A 22,864-nucleotide genomic window follows, 5' to 3' on the forward strand; every position below is an offset into this window, starting at 1 on the left:
GGATGCGCGTCAGCCGCCCTGGGACGGGGGGCTGACGTGCATCTGGATGGCGTACCGGTCGCCGCGGTAGAGCGAGCGGCCGTACTCCACGACCTTGCCCATGTTGTCGACCGAGATGCGCTCTATCAGGAACGCCGGGGTGTCCTCGCCGACTTCGAGCCGTTTCGCCTCGGTGCCGGTCAGCCGGGCGATGGTGACGGTCTGCCGGGCCGATTCGAGCCGCACCCCGAAGACACGGCCCAGAACCTCGTACAGCGAGTCGTCGCGCTCCATCACCTTCAGCAGGCTGGGGAACCGTGCCGCGGCGAGGTTCGTCCGCTCCAACGCCATCGGGATGCCGTCCGCCGTGCGGATCCGCTCGATGTAGTGGGTCGGGTCGCCCGGGGCGATGTCGAGGTTGGCGGCGACCTGGCGGGCGGCCGGGCGGGTGCGGGCGCGGTACGACTTGGCGCCCGGTGTCATGCCGCGCATCCGCATGTCCTCGCTGAACGAGCGGAAGATCTCCGAGTGGGTCAGCGTGGGGTGCTGCACGAAGGTCCCACGCCCGGGCACGCGCCGGACCATTCCCTTCGACTCCAGCGCGTCGATGGAGCCCCGGACGGTCATCCGGGCGACTCCGAACCGTTCGGCGAGGACCCGCTCCGAGGGGAGCAGCGCACCGTCCCGCGAGTTCAGGACCATGGCGGTGAGGACGTCCCTGATGTGCTCGCCCTTGCCGCCGTTGCGCTCCGCCGGCAGGGACTCAAGGGCCCCGTCGCTCGGCTCATGTCGCGTCCTTGGCACGAACCAGTTCTCCTTCCTACGCAATTCAAGCCATCGTACGGGCAAACGCCCGGACGGCTGGTGAGGTCGGCGTAACCGTTGACCTCCGGTCTATACCAGTATTAGCCTCGGCTGGTCCGCCACGTCCAGCGGGGTGGCGGCCACGACGATCGGAGATGCGATGCCCAGAAGACGCGGTGTGCTGGGGGCGGCAGCGCTGCTCGCCATCACCCTTACTGCGTGTGCGCCAGGCAGCGGGGACGGCGGCGACGACGCCGTCAACCTGAAGGTCTGGGGCTGGCGGCAGGAGGATGTCGCGGCATACAACAAGATCTTCCAGATCTACGAGAAGGCCCATCCGGGCGTGACGGTGGAGTACCTGCCCTACAAGAACACCGAGTACGACACGATCCTCAAGACCGGCCTCACCGACTCCAGCGGCCCCGACGTCGCGCAGCTGCGCTCCTACGGGCTGCTCCAGCCGCTGGTCGCCGCCGGCAGCCTGGTGCCCCTCGACGACCAGGTCGACAAGCTCGGCGGCTTCCCGAAGCCGGTCCTCGACGGCGCGAAGGGCGAGAAGGACGGGCGCGTCTACGGCGTTCCGTTCGCGCTCCAGACCCTGCACGTCATCTACAACAAGAAGATCTTCGCCGACAACGGCATCGCCGCCCCCACCACGTGGGCGGACATGATCGCGGGCTTCGACAAGCTCAAGAAGGCCGGCGTCACCCCGCTGGCGAACACCGTCACCGACAAGTGGATGCTCCCGATCGAGCAGGAGATCTTCGGCGCCACGACGTACGGCGGCCCCGACTACCTGACCAGGATGCTCGACGGCTCGGCGAAGTTCACCGGCACGCCCTGGGTGAACTCCCTCGAGGCGTGGAAGAGCACCCAGAAGTACTGGCCGGCGCAGGCGTCCGGGGTGAGCTACGCGGACGCGCAGGCACTCTTCACCTCCGGCCGGGCCGCCGCGTTCCCCGGCGGCGTGTGGGAGATCGCCGGGTTCAAGAAGGCCAATCCGCAGCTGGACCTGGGCATCTTCAACGTGCCGCCCGCGCCCGGCGCGGCGGTCGACAAGACGCTGGTTCCCGGCTACGTCGACGGGTCGTTCGGCGTCTCGGCGAAGTCGCCCCGGCGGGACGCGGCTCTGGAACTCGTGCGGTGGATGGCGACCGAGGAGTTCGGCCGCGCCCTGGCCACCGAGCTCCACCAGATCTCCGCGGTGCCGGGCGTCCAGCCGCAGGACGAACTGCTGGCCCAGGCACTCCGGGAATACCAGGCGAACCCGAGTCCGTACGTCACCTACGCGTACTTCTCCGGCGGCACACCCACCGGCTGGGACCTCGCCTCCGAGGCGTTCTCCGACTACGTCCTCGGTCGACGCAGCGCCGCTGACACGGCCGCCCACGTCCAACGAGGGGTCGATCAGTGGTTCCGGCCCAAGAACTGACGGTCCGTCCTGCCCGGCGGTCACGCCGCCGGGCGGGACGGGTCTCGGCAGGGTGGATCACGACCTTCTGCCTGCCGGCCCTCGCGCTCTACGGCCTCTTCGTCGTGGTGCCGCTCGTCACCGCCTTCTACTACGGGCTGTTCCACTGGGACGGCACCCGGCAGGGGGAGTTCGTCGGGATCGGCAACTACCAGGAGGTTCTCGCCCGCTATCCGTTACGCGACGAGATCCCCGCCGCGCTGGGGCACAACGTCCTCTTCTTCGTCGGCACCATGGCGATCCAGAACACCGTCGGACTGGGCCTGGCGGTGCTCCTGCACCGCAATCCCTGGGGCAAGCGGCTGTTCCAGACGCTCTTCTCGCTTCCCTACCTGATCAGCCCGCTGATCGTCGGGTACATCTGGTCGCTCCTGCTGAGCCCCACCTTCGGCCCGATCAACTTCGCGCTCCGCGCGGTCGGCCTGGACGCATGGGCGCGTCCCTGGCTCGGTGAGCCGGACCTCGCCCTGCCCGTACTGATCCTGGTCAACGCCTGGCAGTGGATCGGCGGACCGATGCTCATCTTCGGCGCCGCCCTGGGCGGCATCCCCCAGGAGCTGGAGGAGGCGGCCGCGATGGACGGCGCGTCCGCGACCCGGGCGTTCTGGAGCATCCGGTTCCCGCTCCTGATGCCGGCGGTCGGCGTCATCACCGTGCTGACGTTCATCGGGTGCTTCAACATCTTCGACCTCGTCTACGCGCTGGGCGGCTCCGACGGCGGACCCGGCGGCGCGATGGACGTGCTCGGCCTGCTCTACTACCGGACTGCCTTCCAGGGCGGCAGCAACGCGATCGGAGAGTCCTCGGCGTTGGCCATGCTCATCTTCGTGTTCATCTTCGGGGTCTCCCTAGGCCTGGAGCGGGTGCTGCGCCGCCGGGAGGTCCACTAGATGACGACCCTGCGCGCCGCCCCCCGCACGGCACAAAAAGCCAGGGGCGATATTGAACCTCCGCGTGGCACCCGCCAGCGTTCGCTGCTGCGCACCGCCGGCGGCCAGTTCGTCCTGTGGGCCTACGCCGCGATCGCCTTCGGCCCGCTGCTGCTGGTGCTGATCGGATCGCTGCGGAGCAACGCGGAGATCCTCCAGGCACCGGTCGGGCTGCCCAGCTCGTTCGACCTGAGCAACTACACCCGGGCCTGGCAGACCGCGTCGATCTCGACGTACTTCGTCAACTCCCTGACCGTCACCTGCGCCTCGGTGGCGCTGTGCGTCAGCGTGTCGGCGATGGCCGCCTACGCCCTGTCCAGGTGGAAGTTCCGGGGCCGCGCCCTGCTGGCGGCGTTCTTCCTGTCCGGGTTGATGATCCCCGCGAAGCTCGGCCTGCTGCCGGTGTTCTACATGTTCCAGTCGATGGGTCTGATCGACAGCCGGATCGGGTTGGTGCTGCTCTACGCGGCGAGCGGAATCCCGTTCTCGATCTTCGTGATCATGGGCTTCATGCGGGGACTACCCGGTGAGCTGGAGGAGGCCGCGCGCATCGACGGGGCACACGAGGGCCGGCTGTTCGTGTCGGTCGTCCTGCCCCTGATGCGGCCGGCGCTCGCGGTCGCCACGGTCTTCCAGTTCGCGCCGACCTGGAACGACTTCTTCTATCCGTTGGTGCTGCTGCGCAGCGGGGACAAGTACACCGTACCGGTCGGGCTGACCCGGTTCTTCGGCGAGTTCGCCGCCGACCGCGGCACCCTCTTCGCCGGACTCGTGATCGCCCTGGTGCCGCTGGCCGTGGTGTTCGCCCTCGCGACCAAGCAGATCGTCGCGGGCCTGACCGCAGGGATGTCACGTTGACGACGACGATCACCATCGACGGCGGCAAGTCGGAGCTTCGGCTGCTGCTACGCGCGGCGGCGGGCCGCCAGCTCGGCGTCGGCCCGGGCTTCTCCTACCAGCCCCACGAGGACGGCGTCGACCGGATCCTGGCCGCGGTTCGTGGCGCCGCGGCGACGATCTCCCTTCCCGAACAGGTGGCGGGCGTGGTGGCCGGCCTGACCGGCGTGCCAGGGGAGTCGGCGGAACGCCGGCGCCTCGCCCTCGCCCTCGAACGGCAGTTCGGCGGTCCGGCCGTGGTCGTGGAGGACAGCATCCTCGCGCACGCCGGCGCTCTCGGCGGCCCCGGCGTACTGCTGTGTGTCGGGACCGGAACGACCGTGCTCGCCGTGGACGCCGACGGCGACCACGCCCGGCTCGACGGATGGGGTCCCCACCTCGGTGACCGGGGCAGCGCGCACGCCATCGGGCTGGCCGGAATGCGCGCCGCGACCGCGTCGTACGACCGGGTGGGGCCGGCCACCGGGCTGGCCGACCGCCTCGTCGCGGCGCTCGGCGGCGTGGACCTGGCCGCGCTGCAGCGGTACTACCGGGACCCGGCCATGATCTCGCGTACGGCGGCCTTCGCCCGCGAGGTGCTCGACGCGGCCGCCGGGGCCGACCCGGTGGCGGGCCGGATCTGCGCCGGGGCCGCGGCCGACCTCGCCGACGCGGCACAGGCGGCAACCGAACGGCTCAATCTCGGCGGGCCAGCCCGCCGGGTGTCCTTCAGCGGACGGCTGCTGACGCCGGGTAACCCTCTTCACCAGGCGCTGTCGGCCGAACTCGAGGCCAGAGGGCTGCCCCTGGTGACGCCCAGAGCGGAGCCGCTCGACGGCGGTCCGGCGCTCCTGAGCGGTGCCGCCCCCTACGCGCGCCTGCTGGCGCGCCAGGGCGGCGACGCGTGAGGGCCGGGCACGGGGTGGCGCGACTCGAGGTCGTGCCGGGGGAACCCATGGGTGGGTACGCCGACCGCTCGGACGGCGTGCGGAACGTGCTCGACCCGCTGGAGGTCCATGTCGTGACCTTCGCCGACGAGGGCCACCGCTTCGCCCTGGTGGTCGCGGACCTGATCTGCGTCAACGTCGACGTCGTCGACCGGATCCGGGCCGCCATGCGAGACGTCGGCGTGCAGTCCTGCTGGGTCGCCGCCACCCACACCCACGCGAGCCCCGAGGCGGGCTGCAGCCCTGGCGGCGACGCCACGCCACGGCACGTCGCCGACCGGCTCGAAGCCGCGTCCCTCGTGGCCGCGCGGTCTGCCGTGGCGTCCGAGCGTGCCGCCCGACTCGGCTCCGCCCGCACGCTGGTTCCCCAACTGGCCGGTCACCGTAACGTCGCTGATCCGGCTCCCCTGGACATTCCCGTCGACACCATCGTGGTCACCGCGGGCACCGAAGTGGTGGGGCTGGTCGTGGTCTCACCGGTCCACCCGACCATCCTTCCCGCCGACAACAACCATGTGAGCGCGGACCTCAACGGCGGCATCCGCCGGGCGCTGGCCACGCCGGACCGGTGGGTGGTCGTCGCCACCGGTGCGGCCGGCGACATCAGCACCCGGCACACCCGTCAGGGGCGGGGGCTCGACGAGGCGGACCGGCTCGGCGCCTGGCTGGCCGACCGGGTCGAACCGGTGTCGCCGCGCGTCGGCGAGGGTGCGGCGCCGCCGGTACGCCCGCCGGTCGTGCGGACGGTGACGCTCGCGCCGAAGCAGCCGGCGGAACTCGACGTCGCCGTGCGTCAGACCCCGCCGCCGGGGGGCGGGAACGAACGCATCCACCGGGTCATGCAGCAGGGGCTGCGGATCGCGGCGGAACAGGCTGCCCGGCAGCGCACGGAACCGTACGTGATCGACGTGGAGGCGGTGGACCTCGACGGCGTCACGGTCGTGGCCGTTCCCGGCGAACTGTTCCTGGAACTGGGCGAGACGATCCGGGCCGCGGCGCCGGACCAGGCACGGGACGTCGTGGTCCTCGGCTACACGAACGGCTACCTCGGCTACCTACCCGCCCGTGACACGCAGCCCTGCTACGAAACCTATGCCAGTCCGGTCACCTCGGGCAGCAGCGAGATCGTCGTCGAGGCCGCAGTGGCGGCCGTCGCGGCGGCCGTCGGCAACCGGGACCACTCCAGGAGGATCAATGCCTGAGCCTGCCTACGCCAACATCGCCCGGACCGCACTCGAACAGGTCCTGTCAACGCAGCTCGACGCCATCGAGGCAGCGGCCGGGCTCGTCGCCGACGCCATCGCCGCCGGTGGTGTCCTGCAGGCGTTCGGGACCGGCCACTCGCGGATCGTCACCCTCGAACTCGCGGGGCGTGCCGGCGGGCTCGCCGCCGTCAGCATGCTGGCGGTCAAGGATCTCGTGATGTTCGGTGGCGCCGAGCCGGGGCCGATCCTCGATCCGACGTACGAGCGCGAGCCCGGCCTCGCCGAGCGGATCTACCAGCTCGCCGCACCCTCCGCGCACGATGCCTTCCTGATCGTCTCGAACTCCGGAATCAACGCCGCCGTCACCGAGATGGCGGTGCTGGCCCGCGAGCGCTCCCATCCGATCGTGGCGGTCACCTCACTGGCACACACTCGCTCGGCCGGTGCCCGTGCGACCCAGGGACCGCATCTCGCCGACCTGGCGGATGTGGTGATCGACAACCAGGCGCCGGCGGGGGACGCGGCGCTGGAGATCACCCCAGGAGTTCGGATCGGGGCGGTCTCGTCGTTCACCGGAGTCCTCATCGCGCAGCTACTCACCGAACTGGTCTGCCGCCGGTTGCTGGGCCGCGACATCGACCCGCCCGTGCACGTATCCGCGAATCTCGCGCAGGGCGACGCGCACAACCGCGTCCTCTACGAGCGGTACCGCGATCAGGTCCGCCCGATCGAACCCTGATCGGCCGGGACGAAGGCTCCGGGGGCGTGAGCCTCCCGGTCGAGTTGGCCCTTCAAGCGGGCCGTCGACCGGCTCGGTGGGCCGGCGGATCGGTGTGAGTGGGTGCTCGCCTGGGCGTGGGATGCGGTCGCGGCACGACGGCCGTGCGACCGCACCCACGCTCAGCCGGCCAGCGGTCGGGCTCGGCGGTCCGGCGGGCCGTAGGAGGAAACCTTCAGATCTCAGATCAAGGGACGTAGACATCTTTCATGTTGTATCGATGTCCCGCTATATTGCCGAGCAGTGTCGATCTCTCCCGATGACGAGGTGCACATGTTCGACAACCCGACGCTTCGGCGGCGTACCCTGTTGGCGGCCGTCGCTGGCGCCGCGGCCGTCCCCATCATCGCCGGCCCCGCGTGGGCGGCGTTGCCGAAGGTCTACATCGACCCGGGCCACGGCGGCACCGACCCCGGCGCGGTCGGCAACGGGCTGCAGGAGAAGGCCCTGACGCTCGACATCTCCCTGCAACTGCGCAACATCCTGCTGGCCAACTGGGCCGTGGACGTCCGGATGTCCCGCACGACCGACATCACCCGCAGCCTGGCGTACCGCACCGACGACGCCAACGCGTGGGGCGCGAACCTGCTGGTGAGCGTGCACATCAACTCCGGCGGTGGCACCGGCTTCGAGAGCTACCGTTACCCGACGTCGGACGCCGCCACCGTCAATCTGCACAACGCCCTGCACCCGAGGGTGATCGGCGGCATGCGGACGATCGGTGGGGTCACCGATCGGGGGCTGAAGACCGCGAACTTCCACATGCTGCGCGAGTCGGCCATGCCCGCGGTGCTGACCGAGAACCTCTTCATCGACTCCGTCGCCGACTCGAACCTGCTCAGGCGCGCCGACTTCATCACCGCCACCGCCCGTGGCCACGCCGAGGGCATCGCCGCCTACCTCGGCCTGAGCGCCCCCAACCCGCCCACGTTCAGCACCATCGTGGACAACACCACGGCGGGACGGTTCACGGCGAGCACCAACTGGGGGACCTCCTCGTACTCCGCCCAGCGCTACGGCGCCGACTACCGCTTCGCCAACCCCACGCTGGCCAGCGACTCCGCCTGGTTCAAGGTGAACATCCCGGCGGCCGGCAACTACCGCGTCGAGGTGCGGCACCCGGCCGACCCCGGCTACAACAGCTCGGCCCCGCACGTCGTCGTCACCGCCTCGGGCAACCGCACCGTCAACGTGGACCAGCGCTCCAGCGGCGGCGTCTGGCGCTCGCTGGGCACCTTCGGGCTGGCCGCCGGCGACCGTAACCTGGTCGCGGTCAGCCGCTGGACCAGCAGCACCGGCTACGTGGTGGCCGACGCCGTCCGGGTCACCCGGGTCTAGGAACGCTGCCGGGCTGAGGCCGGGCGTTCGGCAGGCGTCGCCGCGCCACGCCTCGCGGCCCTCCTCCACCGCCACCAGCGCGCCGACAGACCCACCCGAACGTGATCAGGACGCCATGGACGTGACCCGGCGGCTTTAGGGTCCATGGCGTCCTGATCACCGTTTGCGGGGCGCGGCCGGCAGAGAGCTGCGGCAGAGAGCGGCACCGCGTCGCGGTGCGCCGGTGCGCGGGGTCGGTGCATCGACGCGGGCTTCTGGCCGGCGATCGACGGGCGTGACCCGCGCCGCCGACGACACGCCCGGGACCGACATGTGGGGTGTGACAACGGCGCCAACCCTATATATGGTGTCGGCGCAGCTGGTTCGGCCGCTCATCCGGAGTGGTCGAGGCAAGAGGGAACCCGGTGGGAATCCGGGACTGCCCCGCAGCGGTGAGTGGGAACGACCGCCGTCATCAGCACTGGGCCGCCAGCGGCCTGGGAAGCGACGGCCAGTAGGAGACCGGCGAGTCCGGTCGCGCCCGCGAGTCCGAAGACCTGCCAGTGCGCCGTACGCCCGCTTCCGGGTGTGTGGCGGTCCGAGGCCGCGTGGGACGGCCGACGCCATCCCGACGCGTTGCCCTGCGGCGCGTCGTCGTCGGTGTCCGCTCCCCGCGTGCCCAGGAAATCCGTCTGGGATCAAGGCTCGCGAGGAGTGAGTGGTGACAGTCACCGAGGTTTTTCCGGCCGACGATGCGGTCGTGGTGGGCCAGCGGCGGCCGCAGATGCGGGTCCGCAAGCGCGACGGCGGCACCGAGGCGGTCGACGTCAACCGGATCGTCCGCGCGGTCGAGCGGTGGGCCGACGACCTCGCCGACGTCGACCCGCTGCGGGTGGCGACCCGGACGATCAGCGGCCTGTACGACGGGGCGACGACTGCCGAACTGGACCGGCTGTCCATCCAGACCGCCGCGGAGATGATCGGTGAGGAGCCGCAGTACTCGCGGCTGGCCGCCCGCCTGCTGGCCGGGTACGTCGACAAGGAGGTCCGCCGGCAGGGCATCGGCTCCTTCAGCGAGGCGATCCGGCACGGCCACGCCGAGGGCCTGATCGGCGACGACACCGCGGCCTTCGTCGCCGCCCACGCCGGCGCCCTCGACGCCGCCGTCGACCCGCGCGGCGACCTGCGCTTCGAGTACTTCGGGCTGCGTACGGTCTACGACCGGTACCTGCTGCGCCACCCGACGAGCCGGCTGGTGCTGGAGACCCCGCAGTACTGGCTGCTGCGCGTGTCCTGCGGCCTGTCGCAGGCACCGGACGAGGCGATCGGGTTCTACCGGTTGATGTCGAGCCTGGCGTACCTGCCGAGTTCGCCGACGCTGTTCAACTCCGGCACCCGGCACACCCAGATGTCCTCCTGCTACCTGGTCGACTCCCCGCGCGACGAGCTCGACTCGATCTACCAGCGGTACGCGCAGGTGGCGAACCTGTCGAAGTTCGCCGGGGGCATCGGCATCGCATTCTCCCGGGTCCGCTCCCGGGGCGCGCTGATCAGGGGCACCAACGGGCAGTCCAACGGGATCGTGCCGTGGCTGCGGACGCTGGACGCCTCGGTGGCGGCGGTCAACCAGGGCGGCCGGCGCAAGGGCGCGGCCTGCGTCTACCTGGAGCCGTGGCACCCGGACGTCGAGGAGTTCCTCCAACTGCGCGACAACACCGGCGAGGACGCCCGGCGCACCCACAACCTGAACCTGGCCAACTGGATCCCGGACGAGTTCATGCGGCGGGTCGAGTCCGACGGGGTGTGGTCGCTGTTCGACCCGGATGTGGTGCCGGAACTGCCGGATCTGTGGGGCGCGGAGTTCGACGCGGCGTACCGGGCCGCCGAGGAGCAGGGCCGCTACGTGCGGCAGGTCCCGGCGCGGGAGCTGTACGGGCGGATGATGCGTACCCTCGCCCAGACCGGCAACGGGTGGATGACGTTCAAGGATGCCGCGAACCGGCTGTGCAACCAGACCGCCGAGGCGGGCAACGTGGTGCACCTGTCCAACCTGTGCACCGAGATCGTCGAGGTCTCCAGCGACGCCGAGACCGCCGTGTGCAACCTCGGTTCGGTCAACCTCGCCGCCCACCTGGGCGCGGACGGCATCGACTGGGAGCGGCTGCGCGCCACCGTCCGGACCGCCGTGACGTACCTCGACCGGGTCATCGACATCAACTACTACCCGACGGCGCAGGCGGCGGCGAGCAACCCCCGCTGGCGACCCGTCGGGCTCGGGCTGATGGGCCTTCAGGACGTGTTCTTCGCGCTGCGGCTGCCGTTCGACTCGCCGGCCGCCCGGGAGCTGTCCACCCGGATCAGCGAGGAGCTGTACCTGACGGCCCTGGAGACCTCCGCCGACCTGGCGCGACGCTCGGGCGCCCACCCGGCGTACGGGCAGACCCGGGCGGCGCGCGGGCAGCTGCAACCCGACCTGTGGGGCGTCACGGGCACCCAGACGGCGCGGTGGAGCGCGCTGCGGGAGCGCGTCGCCGCGTACGGGCTGCGCAACTCGCTGCTGGTGGCGATCGCGCCGACGGCCACCATCGCCTCGATCGCCGGCTGTTACGAGTGCATCGAGCCGCAGGTGTCCAACCTGTTCAAGCGCGAGACCCTGTCGGGGGAGTTCCTCCAGGTCAACACCGCCCTCGTGCGGGAGTTGAAGGCGCGTGGCCTGTGGACGGAGCGGATCCGCTCGGCGATCAAGCGCGCCGAGGGCTCCGTGCAGGACGTCGCGGAACTGCCGGCCGAGGTGCGGGAGCTGTTCCGTACCGCGTGGGAGCTGCCGCAGCGGGCGCTGATCGACCTGGCCGCGGCCCGCGCCCCGTACATCGACCAGTCGCAGTCGCTGAACCTGTTCCTGGCCGCGCCGACGATCGGCAAGCTCTCCTCGATGTACCTGTACGCCTGGAAGGCCGGGCTGAAGACGACGTACTACCTGCGGTCGCGGCCGGCCACCCGGATCCAGCAGGCCACCGTCGCGCCGGTCGGACCGGCCCGTGCCGCCGGTGTCGTCGCGCCGGTGGCGACCGTGGACGAGGCGCTGGCCTGCTCCCTGGAGAACCCCGAGTCGTGCGAGGCCTGCCAGTGACCACCCCGACCACCAGCGAACCGAGGACCACACACATGCTGCTCGACCCGGGGATGGATCTCACCCTGCGCCCGATGCGCTACCCGCACTTCTTCGATCGCTTCCGCGACGCCATCCGCAACACGTGGACGGTGGAGGAGGTCGACCTGCACGCCGACCTCGCCGACCTCGACCGGCTCTCCCCGGCCGAGCGGCACCTGGTCAGCCGCCTCGTCGCGTTCTTCGCCACCGGCGACACCATCGTCGCCAACAACCTCGTGCTCAACCTGTACCAGCACGTCAACTCGCCGGAGGGCCGGCTCTACCTGTCGCGGCAGCTGTTCGAGGAGGCCGTGCACGTCCAGTTCTACCTGAACCTGCTCGACACCTACGTGCCCGACGAGGCCGAACGCTTCGCCGCGTTCGCGGCCATCGAGAACATCCCGTCGATCCGGCGCAAGGCCGAGTTCTGCTTCCGCTGGATCGACTCGCTGGGCGAGCTGCGCCAGCTGCGTACCCGGGAGGACCGGCGGGCCTTCCTGCTCAACCTGATCTGCTTCGCCGCCTGCATCGAGGGGCTGTTCTTCTACGGCGCCTTCGCCTACGTCTACTTCCTGCGCTCCCGGGGGCTGCTGCACGGCCTGGCGTCCGGCACCAACTGGGTGTTCCGCGACGAGTCCATGCACATGGCCTTCGCCTTCGACGTGGTGGAGACGGTACGGGGGGAGGAGCCGGACCTGTTCGACGACGAGCTGGCCGCTCAGGTGCGGCAGATGCTCGCCGAGGCCGTCGAGTGCGAGGTCCAGTTCGCCGAGGACCTGCTCGGCCAGGGCGTGCCCGGGCTGTCCCTGGTCGACATGCGCGAGTACCTGCAACACGTCGCCGACCGGCGGCTCGCGCAGCTCGGCATCCCCGCCCACTACGGGTCGACCAACCCGTTCGCGTTCATGGAGTTGCAGGACGTCCAGGAGCTGTCGAACTTCTTCGAGCGACGCGTGTCGGCGTACCAGGTCGGGGTGAGCGGCACGGTGGCCTTCGACGACGACTTCTGAGCACGGGGGCCGCGCAGGCCGTGCGGCCGTCGCGCCGGGACCGGACGGGCGTGGGCGCCCCCCGTTCGCGGCCCCCGTGGCCGCGAACGGGGGCAGGCCCGATCTATGCTCCTGGTGCCTCGCCGCCGTCGGTGGCGCGGCCTGGGCGGGGGGACGGGTCAAGTGGGTGTGCCGACGCTGCTGGTCTCGCTGAGCAGGGCGAACGCCTACCGGGACATCGGGGCGGCGGTGGCGGCGGCACCGCACGGCGCGGTCGTCGTCGTGGAGCCGGGCCGCTACGACGGGCAGGTCGTCGTACGGGCCAAGGCGGTCACGATCCGCGCGGCCGTACCGGGCGGGCCACCGGTGCTGGTGGAGAGCGGCGCCGCCGCCCCCGCCGTGTACTGCGAGGACGCTCAGGTCGTCCTCCAGGGGCTGACCCTGCGCACGTGGAGCGCGGACGCGCCGGCGACGGTGTCGGCGCTCCGCGCCAGCCTGACGATCGAGTCCTGCGTCGTCACCGGGCAGGCCTTCAACGCCGTGCTCTGCGAGCGGAGCACCGCGCACGTGCGGATGTGCGACGTCAGCGGGATGCGTCGGGGCGTGGCGTTCGTCGACGGCAGCGGGGTCGTCGAGAACTGCCGGCTGTGGGACCTCGACGAGTACGCCGTGCTGTCCAAACGGGACAGTCAGCCCACCGTGCGGCACTGCCATGTCCGGGACACCGACCGGGGCTTCGATGCCTTCGAGGGCGGTGGCGGCACCGTCGAGGACTGCCACTTCACGGGCGTACGCATCGGGGCCGTCACGGCAGGCGGGCGCTCCCGGCCGACGGTGCGGCGGTGCCGGGTCTCCGGCGGACGCGGCAGCGGGCTGGTGTTCAGCGGGTCCGCCGGCGGGCTGGTCGAGGAGTGCGAGCTGACGGACCTGGAGGGCTGCGGCGTCGAGGTCTCCGGCGGCGCCGAGCCCGACGTGCGTCGCTGCCGGATCGAGGGCGTCGGCCGCAACGGCATCTACGTCAGCGGTGCGCGCGGCACGTTCACCGACTGCGACGTGACGGCCAGCCGGCTGCCCGCGATCGCCGTGGTCGACGGGGCGGCGCCGCTGGTGCGCGGCGGCGTCCTGCGCCGGGCGCGGGAGGACGCCCTGCTGGTCCGGGCCGCCGCCGGCCGGTACACCGGCGTGCGGATCGAGGCTCCGGGCCGCTACGGGGTGATCGTGCAGGGCGGCGACCCGACCCTGACGGACCTGACGGTCGACGGTGGCGAGGCGGGAGTGGTGCTCGACGGCGCCGTCGAGGCCGACGTCCGCCTCGACGGCGCCACCATCCGGGGCGCGACGAGCAGCGGGATCGCCGCCGGGGGAGCGGGCCGGCTCACCGGTACGAACGTCCGGGTGGAGAACGCCCCGGTGGGGCTGGTCGGCACCGACGCGATCGCGGTCACCCTCACCGACGCGGTGTTCTCCGGCGGCACCGTCGGTGTGACCGGGGCGGGCGAGGCCGCCCTGCACCTCACCGCCAGCACGGTCACCGGGACCACCGGTTCCGGGATGCTGCTGCGGGAGCAGTCCCGGCTGACCCTGCGGGCCAGCACGCTGCGCGCCTGCGGCGGCGACGGCGTGCAGGTGGAGACCGACGCCCCGGTGCTGGTCGACCGGTGCGAGTTCGTCGACGTGGCCGGCGAGTCCGTCCGGGGCGCCGACCGTGCGCGGGTGTCGGTGACCGCCCCGGAACAGCCGGCCGCCCCGGTCGTACCGGCTCCCGGGGACCGGGCCGGCTCCGCCGACGAGGCAGGCGTGCCCGCCCGTCCGACGTCGGCCAACGTCGACGTCGACGCCGTGCTGGCGGAGTTGGACGGCATGATCGGCCTGGCCGCGGTCAAGCGGGACGTGCGGACGCTGGTCCAGCTCATCCGGGTCGGCGAACAGCGCCGCAGGGCCAACCTGCCGGTGCCGCCGGTGAGCCGGCACCTCGTCTTCGCCGGCTCACCGGGCACCGGGAAGACGACCGTCGCGCGGATCTACGGGCGGCTGCTCGCGCAGCTCGGCGTCCTCACCAAGGGGCAGGTCGTCGAGGTGGCGCGGGTCGACCTGGTGGGCGAGTACCTGGGCAGCACCTCGCTGAAGACCGCCGCGGCCTTCGAGCGGGCCCTCGGCGGGGTGCTCTTCGTCGACGAGGCGTACGCGCTGGCCCGCACGTTCGGCACCAACTCGGACTTCGGGCTGGAGGCCATCGACACGCTGGTGAAGCTGATGGAGGACCACCGGGACGAGACGGTCGTCATCGTCGCCGGCTACTCCGACGAGATGGTGCAGTTCCTGGCCACCAACCCCGGCCTCGCGTCCCGGTTCACCAAGACCATCGAGTTCGTCGACTACGCCCCCGACGAGCTGCTCGCCATCATCTCCGCGCTGGCCGGGCAGCACGGCTACGACCTGACCGGGCCGACCGCCGACGCCCTGCTGGACCGGCTCGTCGAGGCCGTCCGCGACCCGGTGTTCGGCAACGGCCGGGGCGCGCGGAAGCTGTTCAACGCGATGATCGAACGGCAGGCGGGACGGCTCGGGGACGTACCGGCGCCGACCGCCGAGCAGCTGCGGACGCTGCTGCCGCAGGACATCCCCGCCGCCGACGACTGACCGCGAACCGCCGCTGACCCGCGCCATCGGTGCGGTCCGGCCTGGATCACGCCTGCATCGAGATGTCGAAGGCGGCGTCGCGGACATCGGCGACCGGGTGCCCGCGCAGCAGGTGGAGCACGTCGCGCCAGGGAGCGGACCAACCGAACGCCCTGCCGCCGGCGGCCAGTGCCACCGCGAACAGGCCGGTGGCGGCCTCACCCCGGGCGGCGAGCGTACGAGCCGTGTCGAGTATCGGCTCGGCGTCCAGGGCCGTCGGGGAGGCGGTGCGCTGGGCGAGGAGGTGGGCGAGCCGGGCGGCGAGCGCCGGCCGGCCCGCCACCAGCTCCGCGATCGTGAGGATCTCGGCGGTGAGCCGCGCCGACGTCGTGTCCCTCAACGGCAGCGCGCTGGTCAGCAGGGTGCCCGCCTGGGCAACGTATGCGCGGTGCCGGCCCAACTCCGCCGCCGCCCGCCGGACCGGCGCCGGGTCGGCCAGTGGCCCGAGCGTCCAGGACGCCGTGGCCACGATGTCGTCGATCCGCCGACGGGCGAGGCGGTCCCCGGCGGGGCCACCGAGGTCCGCGTCGGCGCCGTCGATCCGGACGAGGGCGTCCAGCGCGGCGACGGGCACCTCCCGTTCGGCGCGGTCCGGGTGACGGAGCACCGCGGTCAGCATCGGGCGCACCGACTGCCAGTCGTACTGCCCGCCCAGGTCGGTGAGCGCCGCCGTGAGCAGGCCGGTGAGGTCGGGCGCCCAGGGCAGCCAGTGCACGAGCCGGGGCCAGGCCAGCCGGCTGAGCTCCCGGTCGGGGCTCGCGCAGGCCCGGGCGACGAGGGCGGCGTAGCGGGGGCGATCCGGTGCGGCGATTCCGCCGGGCGGGGTCGCCAGCACGGCCAGCGACTCCTCCCGGCTCCCGACGATCGCCTCCTCGAGGATCGGCCAGCTCTCCGGCGCGTGCAGCCGCTGCCGGGCGGCGTCGACGATCGCGGCCCGTACGTCGCGGTGCTGGCCGGGCTGGCGCCACGCCGACACCAGTACCGCCATCGCCTCCGGGGGACCGAAGCGGCCGAGCAGCCGGACCGCCTGCTTGCGGCTGGTCACCTTGCCCCGCCCCAGGGCGACGCCGGACAGCGGGGCCACCAGGTCGGCCGGGCGGGTGAAGCGGACGGCGCGGGTGGCGGCGTACAGGGCGACCCTGGCCCGATCGTCGTCGGCGTGCGACAGCAGCAGCGGCAGCGCCTCGGCGGGCCGGTCGGTCCACGGCAGCGCCTCCAGGGCCGCCTCGGCCAGGGTCACGTTCGGCGAGCCGACGTGACGCAGCACCAGCTCCCGCCCGGCGTCGGGCACCCGCGCGGCGGCCCGTACGGCGGCGGCCCGGTGGTGCAGCGGGGTGCCGGCGTCGGCGGCGAGGCGCGCCTGCAGCCGCACGAACGCCTCCTGCTGGCGGGGCAGCCACCGCTCGACGCGCACCGGTCGGCCCGGAATCCAGCGGGTGCCGGCGGTGAGGAAGGCCCCCTTCGGCGGGTGACGCAGCACCCGGTCGAGCAGGTCGGTACGTCGGGCGCTGACGGTCCGCCACACCGTGGGGAGGGTGACGGTGGAGCTGTCGGAGTCCAGCACGTACGCCACGCGCTGCGCCCGGGTCCTCGGGTCGGCCAGCCACAGCTCGACGGCCTCCCGCACGACGGCGGCCACGGTGCCGGGGGTCGTCGCGCGGCGCAGCAGCTCCTGGAGTTCGGGCAGCTGCCACGCCCGCCGCCCCAGGGCCCGGGTCACCGCGAACAACGCGGTGAACTGCCCCCGGGCCACACCGGCTTCGATCCATCCGCGGAGCCGGGCGAAGACCAGCGTCTCCTGGCCGCGGCGCAGCGTCTCGTCGAACCGCCCGAGCGGCGGCAGCCGGTGCCCGCCGAAGAGCCGGTCGAGCGTGTCCAACGCCCACCGCAGCAGGGCCGGCTCGTCGACGTGCCGACCCAGCACCCGGGCGGCGAGGGTGCCGAGCGCGGCGAGGGTGCGTGTCGACGCGTCGCGGGTGGTCGTGGCGTCGACGGTGATCCGGGTCAGCGCCTCGACGGCGTCCGCGCGCAGCAACGGGGCCAGGTCCGCCAGCTCCGTCAGCGCCACGGCCCGGACCGGGTCCTGCTCGTTGCGCAGCCGATCCAGCCTGGTCAGGGCCTCGGCCGCCGCCGCGGGGTGGCGGCTGCGCCGGGCGGCGGCCAGGAGCAGCTGGTACGCGACGGCCCGGTCGTGCGCGTCGGCGGCGCGCAGGGCGGGGGTGAGCGCCGCCGACGCCGCCGGCCAGGGCAGCAGGGCGCTCCACGACCGCACCTGCGCCTCGTCGTGGCGGACGTCGTCGAGGGCGAGCACCCGACGTGCCTCCCGCTCCCGCCAGTCGTGCGGCAGCACCTCCATCAGCGACGCGTCGGGGATCCGGGTGGCCGTCTCGACGTCGGCGAACACGGCGTCGTACAGGTCGCCCCGGCGCGCCGGGGGTAGCGCCCCCAACAGCCGGTCCAGGGCGTTGTTGTGGCCGCGTACCCGCCGGCCCAGCGCGACCAGGTCCGCCTGCGGCAGCCGGGCGATCCGGCGCAGCAGCGCCGGGGGCAGCCACTGGTAAGCCACCCAGTCCGCGCGGGACGGCGCGGTCAGCAGGGCCAGCACCCGTCGTGGCGCGGACGCGGCGAGCGGGCCGTAGTACGCGAGGTCGCCGGGGAGGTGCCCGGTGGGCGCGTACCGTTCGAGCAGCGTCAGCGCGCGTTCCGGTCGGCGCCGGCCGGCGACCAGGACCCTCTTGCCGTGCGCCGTCCACCAGCGGTCCCGTTCGTCGGGTTGGAGGTGGGGCAGCGTCGACTCGGCGTGGTCGAGCACCACGTCGCCGTGGCGACGGGCCAGGCAGACCGAGCCCGGCAACGCGTGTTCGACGACCGGCAGCAGCCGGCGGACGGTGTCCGCCCTGCAGGCGGGCAGCAGGGCGACCGCCTCGACGGCCCCGAAGCGCCCCAGCACGCCGTCGACCAGGTCGTCGGCGACCGCCGGCCGGCGCAGGTGCCGCAGCGACCGGTAGACCAGGTGCCGCAGGTCGGCCGGCGCGTCCCGGACGAGTGCGCGCAGGTCGTCGCCGGCGAGCCAGCCGGCGCGCAGGCCCGCCTTCACGGCGACCGCGCGGATCGTGCCGTGCCGGTCGCCCAGCGCCGCCCGCACCGCCGCGTGGTCGCCGACGATCTCGGCGGCGGTGACGGCCAGGAACCGGTGGTACGACGACGCCTCGGCGCGCAGGTCCGCCAGGGTCTCCGGCAGCTCCCCCGTGGCGGCCGCCTCGCGGGCGCGACGGGCGAGCGTCGCCATCCGCTCCGGGTGGGCCAGCGCGTCCAGTTCGCCGAGCAGCCGTCGTGTCGATCTCCGCACGCCGACCATTGTGGCGGTCGGGGGGCCGCCCCGCCGACCCGTTATCCGCCCGGCGCCTGGCGACGACCACCGTCCTGCCGGTCCACCGGTCAAGGGCCGCCGGGCGGCGCGACGGCGGGCAGCGAGGTGGTGGTGGCGACCGCGACGCCGACCGCCGCGAGCAGCACCAGCGACGCGAGGCTGGGCAGCGCGGCGGTCGCCGGAGCCGCGAGCGCCACCACCAGCAGCCCGAGCATCCGTCGCCGGCAGAACCGGCCCGTCGCGCGTCGCCAGATCAGCTGGTCGGCGGCGAGGAAGACGAGCACGCCGCCGTGCAGGGCGGCGTGTCCCAGCGACGCCAGCGGCGCGCCCGGCCGCTGGGCCGCCTGGGCCAGCGCCGTCGTCAGGCCGAGGGCGACCAGGACCAGACCGGCGACGGTCAACAGGTGCAGGTAGGTGTAGACGTCCCGGGCCAGGGCCGCGCCGCGAGGGCCGGTCGACACCTGCGACAGCCGCCGGTCGAGGACACGGTCGGTGCCGACGTACGTCCACCACAGGGCGGCGAGCAGGGTGACGATCAACGCGACGGTGACCAGGGAAGCCGCTGAGATCGACGTGTCGGCCAGTGCGACGCCGGTGGAGATGAATCCCTCTCCGAGGGCGACGAGCACGACGAGGTTGTACCGGTGCGGCCACTGCCCGATGGAGCGGATCCCCTGGTCGCGGGCGCTGGTCAGGTAGCCGCCCGCCAGGTCCACCACCACCGCGGCCGTCCAGCACACGGCGGTGGCCGGGGGGATCGGCCGACCGAGCGGGGGAAAGGTCAGCGTCGCGCCCACCAGCAGCGCCAGCGCCGCCGCGGTGGGTACGGCGGCCCGGGCCGCCTGGGCCCGCAGCACCGGATCGCCCCTCGCGACCCGGAAGAGCGCGGCGAGGTGCAGCGCCCGCAGCGCCACGTAGCAGGCCACCACGATCAGCGGGCCGGGAAGCCCACCGGGAACGCGGCTGAACGCCTGCGGGATGGCGACGCCGAGCACGAAGGTCAACGCGCCCGCCGCCAGCACCGTCGCCCGCACCAGGGTGCTGACGCGGGGCGCCACGCTCTCCAGCCAGGCGTACATGCACCAGGACCACCAGAGCAGGGCCAGGACACCGAGGCCCTGCGCCAGCCCCGCCGGGGACGGCTGACGGGTCACCAGGACGGTGATCTGGATGAACGCGTACACGACGATCAGGTCGAGGAAGAGTTGGTGGGGGCGGACCGCCGTCACCCGCCGCACCGTGCCGGCGACCGCCTCGTGCAGCCGGCGGTGCCGCCCGGCGAAGACGGTACGGTCGGCGATCACGGCGGTGCCGAGGCAGGCGGCGAGGATCGCCAGCGATCCCAGCGCCGGCGCATTCAGGGCCACCGGTGCGGCGGCGAGCAGCAGCCCGATGCCGAGCGCGACACTGCGCCCCACCAGGTCGAACCCGCGCTTCTCGAAGGCCAGCAGCCCGAGCAGGTAGAGCAGCGCCCCGCCGTGCAGGGCGAGCACGCTGCCCGTGCCCCAGCGGCCGGCGGTGCTCACCTCCGTCGCGCTCAGGGCGTGTTTGAGGCCGAGCGCGAGCAGGATCAGGCCGCCGACCATCGGCAGGTGCAGCAGCGCGTAGGCGTCGCGGCCGACCAGCGACGTGGCGCCGCCGGGCAGACGCCGCAGCGACTGTTCGGCGGCGAACCGGGCGAGGTCGAAGTAGGTCCACCACAGCATGATCACCACGAGGACGCCGAGGGCAGAGCCGCCGAGCACCGACCAGGTGATCGGCGGGTCGCCCACCAGTCCCCGGCTGGTGCCGATCGAGATGATCGTCTCGCCCAGGGCGACGAGCACGATCAGGCTGTGCCGTTCCGCCCAGTGCCCGACGGACCCGATCCGCCAGTCGCCCGAGCCGAGCCCCGCCAGGCCGGCGTAGTCGACGGCGGTGGCCACGGTGAACAGCACCACCTGCGCGAGGCGCACCGGCGGCCGGTCCGGCAGCAGCGCCGGCAGGGACGCGGCGGCCAGCAGCAGCGGCGAGGTGACGCACAGCGGCAACCACGCGCGTCGGGCGAACAGGGGCCGGTCGCCGGCGTTCAGCCCGGCGAGGGTGGTGACCGCCACCGGCACGAGGCGCACCAGGACGAACGCGACGGCGAAGACGAGGGGCCCCCACCGGCCACCCGGCCGGTCCGCGTACGCCACCGGCAGGGTGACAGCGACCACGAAGATGCCGGCCGCCGCCCCGAAGACGACCAGCGGCATGATCCCCCGGTCGAAGCGCACCGTGTTGCCGAACCAGGCGTACGACGCCCAGCACCGCCACAGCAGCGCGACCACCAGGAACCCCTCGAACAGCCCGACGGGGTGGAAGTTCGCCGACATCAGCGCGGTGACGTTGAAGAACGCGTAGACGAAGACCAGGTCGAGGAACAGTTCCAGGCGTGTCACCCCGCCCGGACCGGGCTGGATCCGCCCGGACACCGCGGCGCGGATCCGCCCGGCCCCCGACGCGCTCATCGCCACCCGCCCACTCTGCCAACCGGCGGGCGGGCGCCACGCGGGATCCCCGAAGCCGCGCCTGGTGCGTCCGGGGAGCCGTCGGGCGTGCGGGTCGTCGACCGCCGCGTTGGTCCGCCATACCGTCGAAGGGCCTGCGGGTGACGCCGGCCGCCCGGGGAGGGGCGCCTTGCCGGTGTCTGCCATGCTCGGGCCGGTGACGACCGGTCGCCCCACCACCCCCCGCACCCACCGCCGCGTCCGCAGCCGCCGCACCCGGATCGCGCTCGTCTCCGGCGCGGCCGCGGTGGTCCTCGCCGTCGCCGTCCTCGTCGCCGCGGTGGTGGTGCCGCTGGTGCGGCCGGCGGGCCCGCGCCCGCTGTTCCAGCTTCCCGTCGCGTGCGGGGAGACGTGGCAACTGGGCACCTATCCCGGTCACGACGACTACGACGTGGACCTGTTCCCGACCGAGGGCAGGGCGTGGGGGCGGCCGGTGCTCGCGTCCTACGCGGGGGAGGTCACCGTGGCGGGGATCAACGGATCGCTCGGTGGCCGTACGCCCGACGACCCGGACGGGCCGCGTGGCCGCGGCGGCGGCTACTGGGTGAAGATCGACCACGGCGGCAAGTGGGAGACGCAGTACCTGCACCTGCTCGAACCGCCGCTGGTCCGGGTCGGTCAGCGGGTCGCCCAGGGTGAGCAGATCGGGCGGGTCGGCAGCACCGGCAACTCCGGGGCGCCGCACCTGCACTACGAGCAGCGCCGGGGCTGGGAGAAGGTCGAGGCCTACTTCGACGGGGCGCCGTCGGGCATCACCCACGACGACACCGAGTACACGGTCAGGCGCAAGAGCAACAACTGCGTGCCCGAATGACCGACGCCGCCGGTCGGCGGCGGGTGGTCAGTGGCTGTGGCTGCCGGCCGCGTCCGTGTCGTAGGTGTCGTGGTGGGGGAACTCGTTGACGTAGCGCTGCCGGCCCAGCGGCGTGAGGTCGAGATAGTTGTACGTGTTCAGCAGCGGGTCGAGGCCGCGGCCGTACACGGAGTAGGTGTGCAGGACCCGTTCGCCGTCGCGGACGAAGACGCTCAGGCCGTGGGCCTCGCCCTGCAGGTGGTGGGTGAGGCCCTGGGCCGCCAGGGTCTCGGCGTCCTTGTAGTTGTATTCCACCGGGGCGATGGCCGGGTCCATGGTGACGTGGAAGTCGTAGTTGAAGTCGCTGCCGTGCGAGGAATACCAGGGAAAGCGCCAGCCCATCCGGCTCCTGAAGGCCGCGAGGGTCGTGAACGGCGCGCGGGAGACCACGGCGAGTGTCGTGTCACTGGCGTGCAGGTGCGTGAGGTGCCCGAAGTTGTCGACCAGCAGGGAGCAGCTCGTGCATCCCTCGGCCCATTCCGGATCGAACATGAAATGGTAGACGATCAACTGTCGTCGTCCCTCGAACATGTCGGGCAGCCGGACGGCGCCGGCGGGACCGGTGAAGGAGTAGTCCTTCTCGACGGCGACCGCCGGCAGTTCGCGCCGGAGTGCGGTGACCCTGTCCCGCAGGCGGGTGATCTCCTTTTCGCGGTCGAGCAGTTCCTTTCGGGCGTCGACCCACTCGTCCCGGGACACGACCTTCGGTGCAATCATGGACGACACGCCTTTCCGCTGGAGCGCCTGGCCCATTCTTGTCGGGCCGTACGCGATCACACCAGCCTCACCCGGTGTCGTGGGATTCCCATTTCCGGATACCGTTCCGGCGATTCGCGCCGGCCGGTGGAGCAAATTCGCAGGTCGGCTTGTTCGCCCTCGACGCCCGGCCGGTCCGCGTGCCGGAAAACGGCACCGGCGTGAGTCGGTGAAGTGCGCACTATCGAATAAGGCCGCGCGTCGCGTTCGTCGCCCACGCTCGACGACG

The 22,864-nt window shown here is 72.7% G+C and carries 15 protein-coding genes and 1 riboswitch; of the genes, 11 read left to right on the forward strand and 4 right to left on the reverse strand.

Annotation, left to right across the window (positions count from 1 at the left end; translation table 11 throughout):
* Positions 1-9 precede the first annotated feature (9 nt).
* Complete coding sequence (locus OG989_RS21030) at positions 10-783, reverse strand: GntR family transcriptional regulator (RefSeq protein ID WP_151452717.1); 774 nt, start codon at positions 781-783, stop codon at positions 10-12.
* Positions 784-943: 160 nt separating this feature from the next.
* Between OG989_RS21030 and OG989_RS21035 the strand changes: the two genes are divergently transcribed.
* The 10 genes from OG989_RS21035 (at position 944) to OG989_RS21080 (ending at position 15,086) form a co-directional block, all read left to right on the forward strand.
* Positions 944-2,215, forward strand: a complete 1,272-nt coding sequence (locus OG989_RS21035; RefSeq protein ID WP_327028156.1) for an ABC transporter substrate-binding protein — start codon at positions 944-946, stop codon at positions 2,213-2,215.
* Complete coding sequence (locus tag OG989_RS21040) at positions 2,194-3,144, forward strand: carbohydrate ABC transporter permease (RefSeq protein ID WP_225851932.1); 951 nt, start codon at positions 2,194-2,196, stop codon at positions 3,142-3,144. Before OG989_RS21035 ends, OG989_RS21040 begins: the two co-directional genes overlap by 22 nt.
* Positions 3,145-4,041 carry a carbohydrate ABC transporter permease gene (locus tag OG989_RS21045; protein ID WP_151452719.1) on the forward strand — a complete coding sequence of 299 codons (897 nt, stop codon included), beginning with the start codon at positions 3,145-3,147 and terminating at the stop codon, positions 4,039-4,041.
* Positions 4,038-4,967 carry an N-acetylglucosamine kinase gene (locus OG989_RS21050; RefSeq protein WP_327028157.1) on the forward strand — a complete coding sequence of 310 codons (930 nt, stop codon included), beginning with the start codon at positions 4,038-4,040 and terminating at the stop codon, positions 4,965-4,967. Before OG989_RS21045 ends, OG989_RS21050 begins: the two co-directional genes overlap by 4 nt.
* A 47-nt stretch (positions 4,968-5,014) precedes the next feature.
* Positions 5,015-6,208 carry a hypothetical protein gene (locus OG989_RS21055; protein ID WP_327028158.1) on the forward strand — a complete coding sequence of 398 codons (1,194 nt, stop codon included), beginning with the start codon at positions 5,015-5,017 and terminating at the stop codon, positions 6,206-6,208.
* Complete coding sequence (locus OG989_RS21060) at positions 6,201-6,950, forward strand: SIS domain-containing protein (RefSeq protein ID WP_327028159.1); 750 nt, start codon at positions 6,201-6,203, stop codon at positions 6,948-6,950. Before OG989_RS21055 ends, OG989_RS21060 begins: the two co-directional genes overlap by 8 nt.
* Positions 6,951-7,232: 282 nt before the next feature.
* Complete coding sequence (locus OG989_RS21065) at positions 7,233-8,327, forward strand: golvesin C-terminal-like domain-containing protein (protein WP_225851933.1); 1,095 nt, start codon at positions 7,233-7,235, stop codon at positions 8,325-8,327.
* Between the two features lie 342 nt (positions 8,328-8,669).
* A riboswitch (cobalamin riboswitch) is annotated at positions 8,670-8,884 on the forward strand.
* 140 nt (positions 8,885-9,024) lie between these two features.
* Positions 9,025-11,436, forward strand: a complete 2,412-nt coding sequence (locus tag OG989_RS21070) for a ribonucleoside-diphosphate reductase subunit alpha (protein ID WP_327028160.1) — start codon at positions 9,025-9,027, stop codon at positions 11,434-11,436.
* Between the two features lie 35 nt (positions 11,437-11,471).
* On the forward strand, positions 11,472-12,467 hold the full coding sequence (locus tag OG989_RS21075) for a ribonucleotide-diphosphate reductase subunit beta (RefSeq protein ID WP_151452723.1): 996 nt from the start codon (positions 11,472-11,474) through the stop codon (positions 12,465-12,467).
* 162 nt (positions 12,468-12,629) lie between these two features.
* On the forward strand, positions 12,630-15,086 hold the full coding sequence (locus OG989_RS21080) for a right-handed parallel beta-helix repeat-containing protein (RefSeq protein WP_327028161.1): 2,457 nt from the start codon (positions 12,630-12,632) through the stop codon (positions 15,084-15,086).
* A gap of 46 nt (positions 15,087-15,132) precedes the next feature.
* On the opposite strand, the gene OG989_RS21085 is transcribed toward OG989_RS21080, so the two are convergent.
* Together OG989_RS21085 and OG989_RS21090 are read right to left on the reverse strand one after the other, a co-directional pair.
* On the reverse strand, positions 15,133-18,474 hold the full coding sequence (locus tag OG989_RS21085) for a hypothetical protein (protein ID WP_442791879.1): 3,342 nt from the start codon (positions 18,472-18,474) through the stop codon (positions 15,133-15,135).
* Positions 18,475-18,563: 89 nt separating this feature from the next.
* Positions 18,564-20,987, reverse strand: a complete 2,424-nt coding sequence (locus OG989_RS21090) for a low temperature requirement protein A (protein WP_327031213.1) — start codon at positions 20,985-20,987, stop codon at positions 18,564-18,566.
* Positions 20,988-21,171: 184 nt separating this feature from the next.
* On the opposite strand from OG989_RS21090, the gene OG989_RS21095 reads away from it, so the two are divergent.
* Complete coding sequence (locus tag OG989_RS21095) at positions 21,172-21,840, forward strand: M23 family metallopeptidase (protein ID WP_327031214.1); 669 nt, start codon at positions 21,172-21,174, stop codon at positions 21,838-21,840.
* Positions 21,841-21,867: 27 nt separating this feature from the next.
* On the opposite strand, the gene OG989_RS21100 is transcribed toward OG989_RS21095, so the two are convergent.
* Complete coding sequence (locus OG989_RS21100; protein ID WP_327028163.1) at positions 21,868-22,596, reverse strand: DUF899 domain-containing protein; 729 nt, start codon at positions 22,594-22,596, stop codon at positions 21,868-21,870.
* Positions 22,597-22,864 lie beyond the last annotated feature (268 nt).

Origin of the sequence: Micromonospora sp. NBC_01740, from assembly GCF_035920365.1 — a bacterium.
Lineage (GTDB): Bacteria > Actinomycetota > Actinomycetes > Mycobacteriales > Micromonosporaceae > Micromonospora > Micromonospora reichwaldensis.

Coding starts and splice junctions, on each gene's coding strand:
- OG989_RS21095 (WP_327031214.1), top strand. CDS start 21,172: ATGCTCGGGCCGGTGACGACCGGTCGCCCCACCACCCCCCGCACCCAC.
- OG989_RS21045 (WP_151452719.1), top strand. CDS start 3,145: ATGACGACCCTGCGCGCCGCCCCCCGCACGGCACAAAAAGCCAGGGGC.
- OG989_RS21060 (WP_327028159.1), top strand. CDS start 6,201: ATGCCTGAGCCTGCCTACGCCAACATCGCCCGGACCGCACTCGAACAG.
- OG989_RS21075 (WP_151452723.1), top strand. CDS start 11,472: ATGCTGCTCGACCCGGGGATGGATCTCACCCTGCGCCCGATGCGCTAC.
- OG989_RS21055 (WP_327028158.1), top strand. CDS start 5,015: ATGGGTGGGTACGCCGACCGCTCGGACGGCGTGCGGAACGTGCTCGAC.
- OG989_RS21090 (WP_327031213.1), bottom strand. CDS start 20,987: ATGAGCGCGTCGGGGGCCGGGCGGATCCGCGCCGCGGTGTCCGGGCGG.
- OG989_RS21035 (WP_327028156.1), top strand. CDS start 944: ATGCCCAGAAGACGCGGTGTGCTGGGGGCGGCAGCGCTGCTCGCCATC.
- OG989_RS21100 (WP_327028163.1), bottom strand. CDS start 22,596: ATGATTGCACCGAAGGTCGTGTCCCGGGACGAGTGGGTCGACGCCCGA.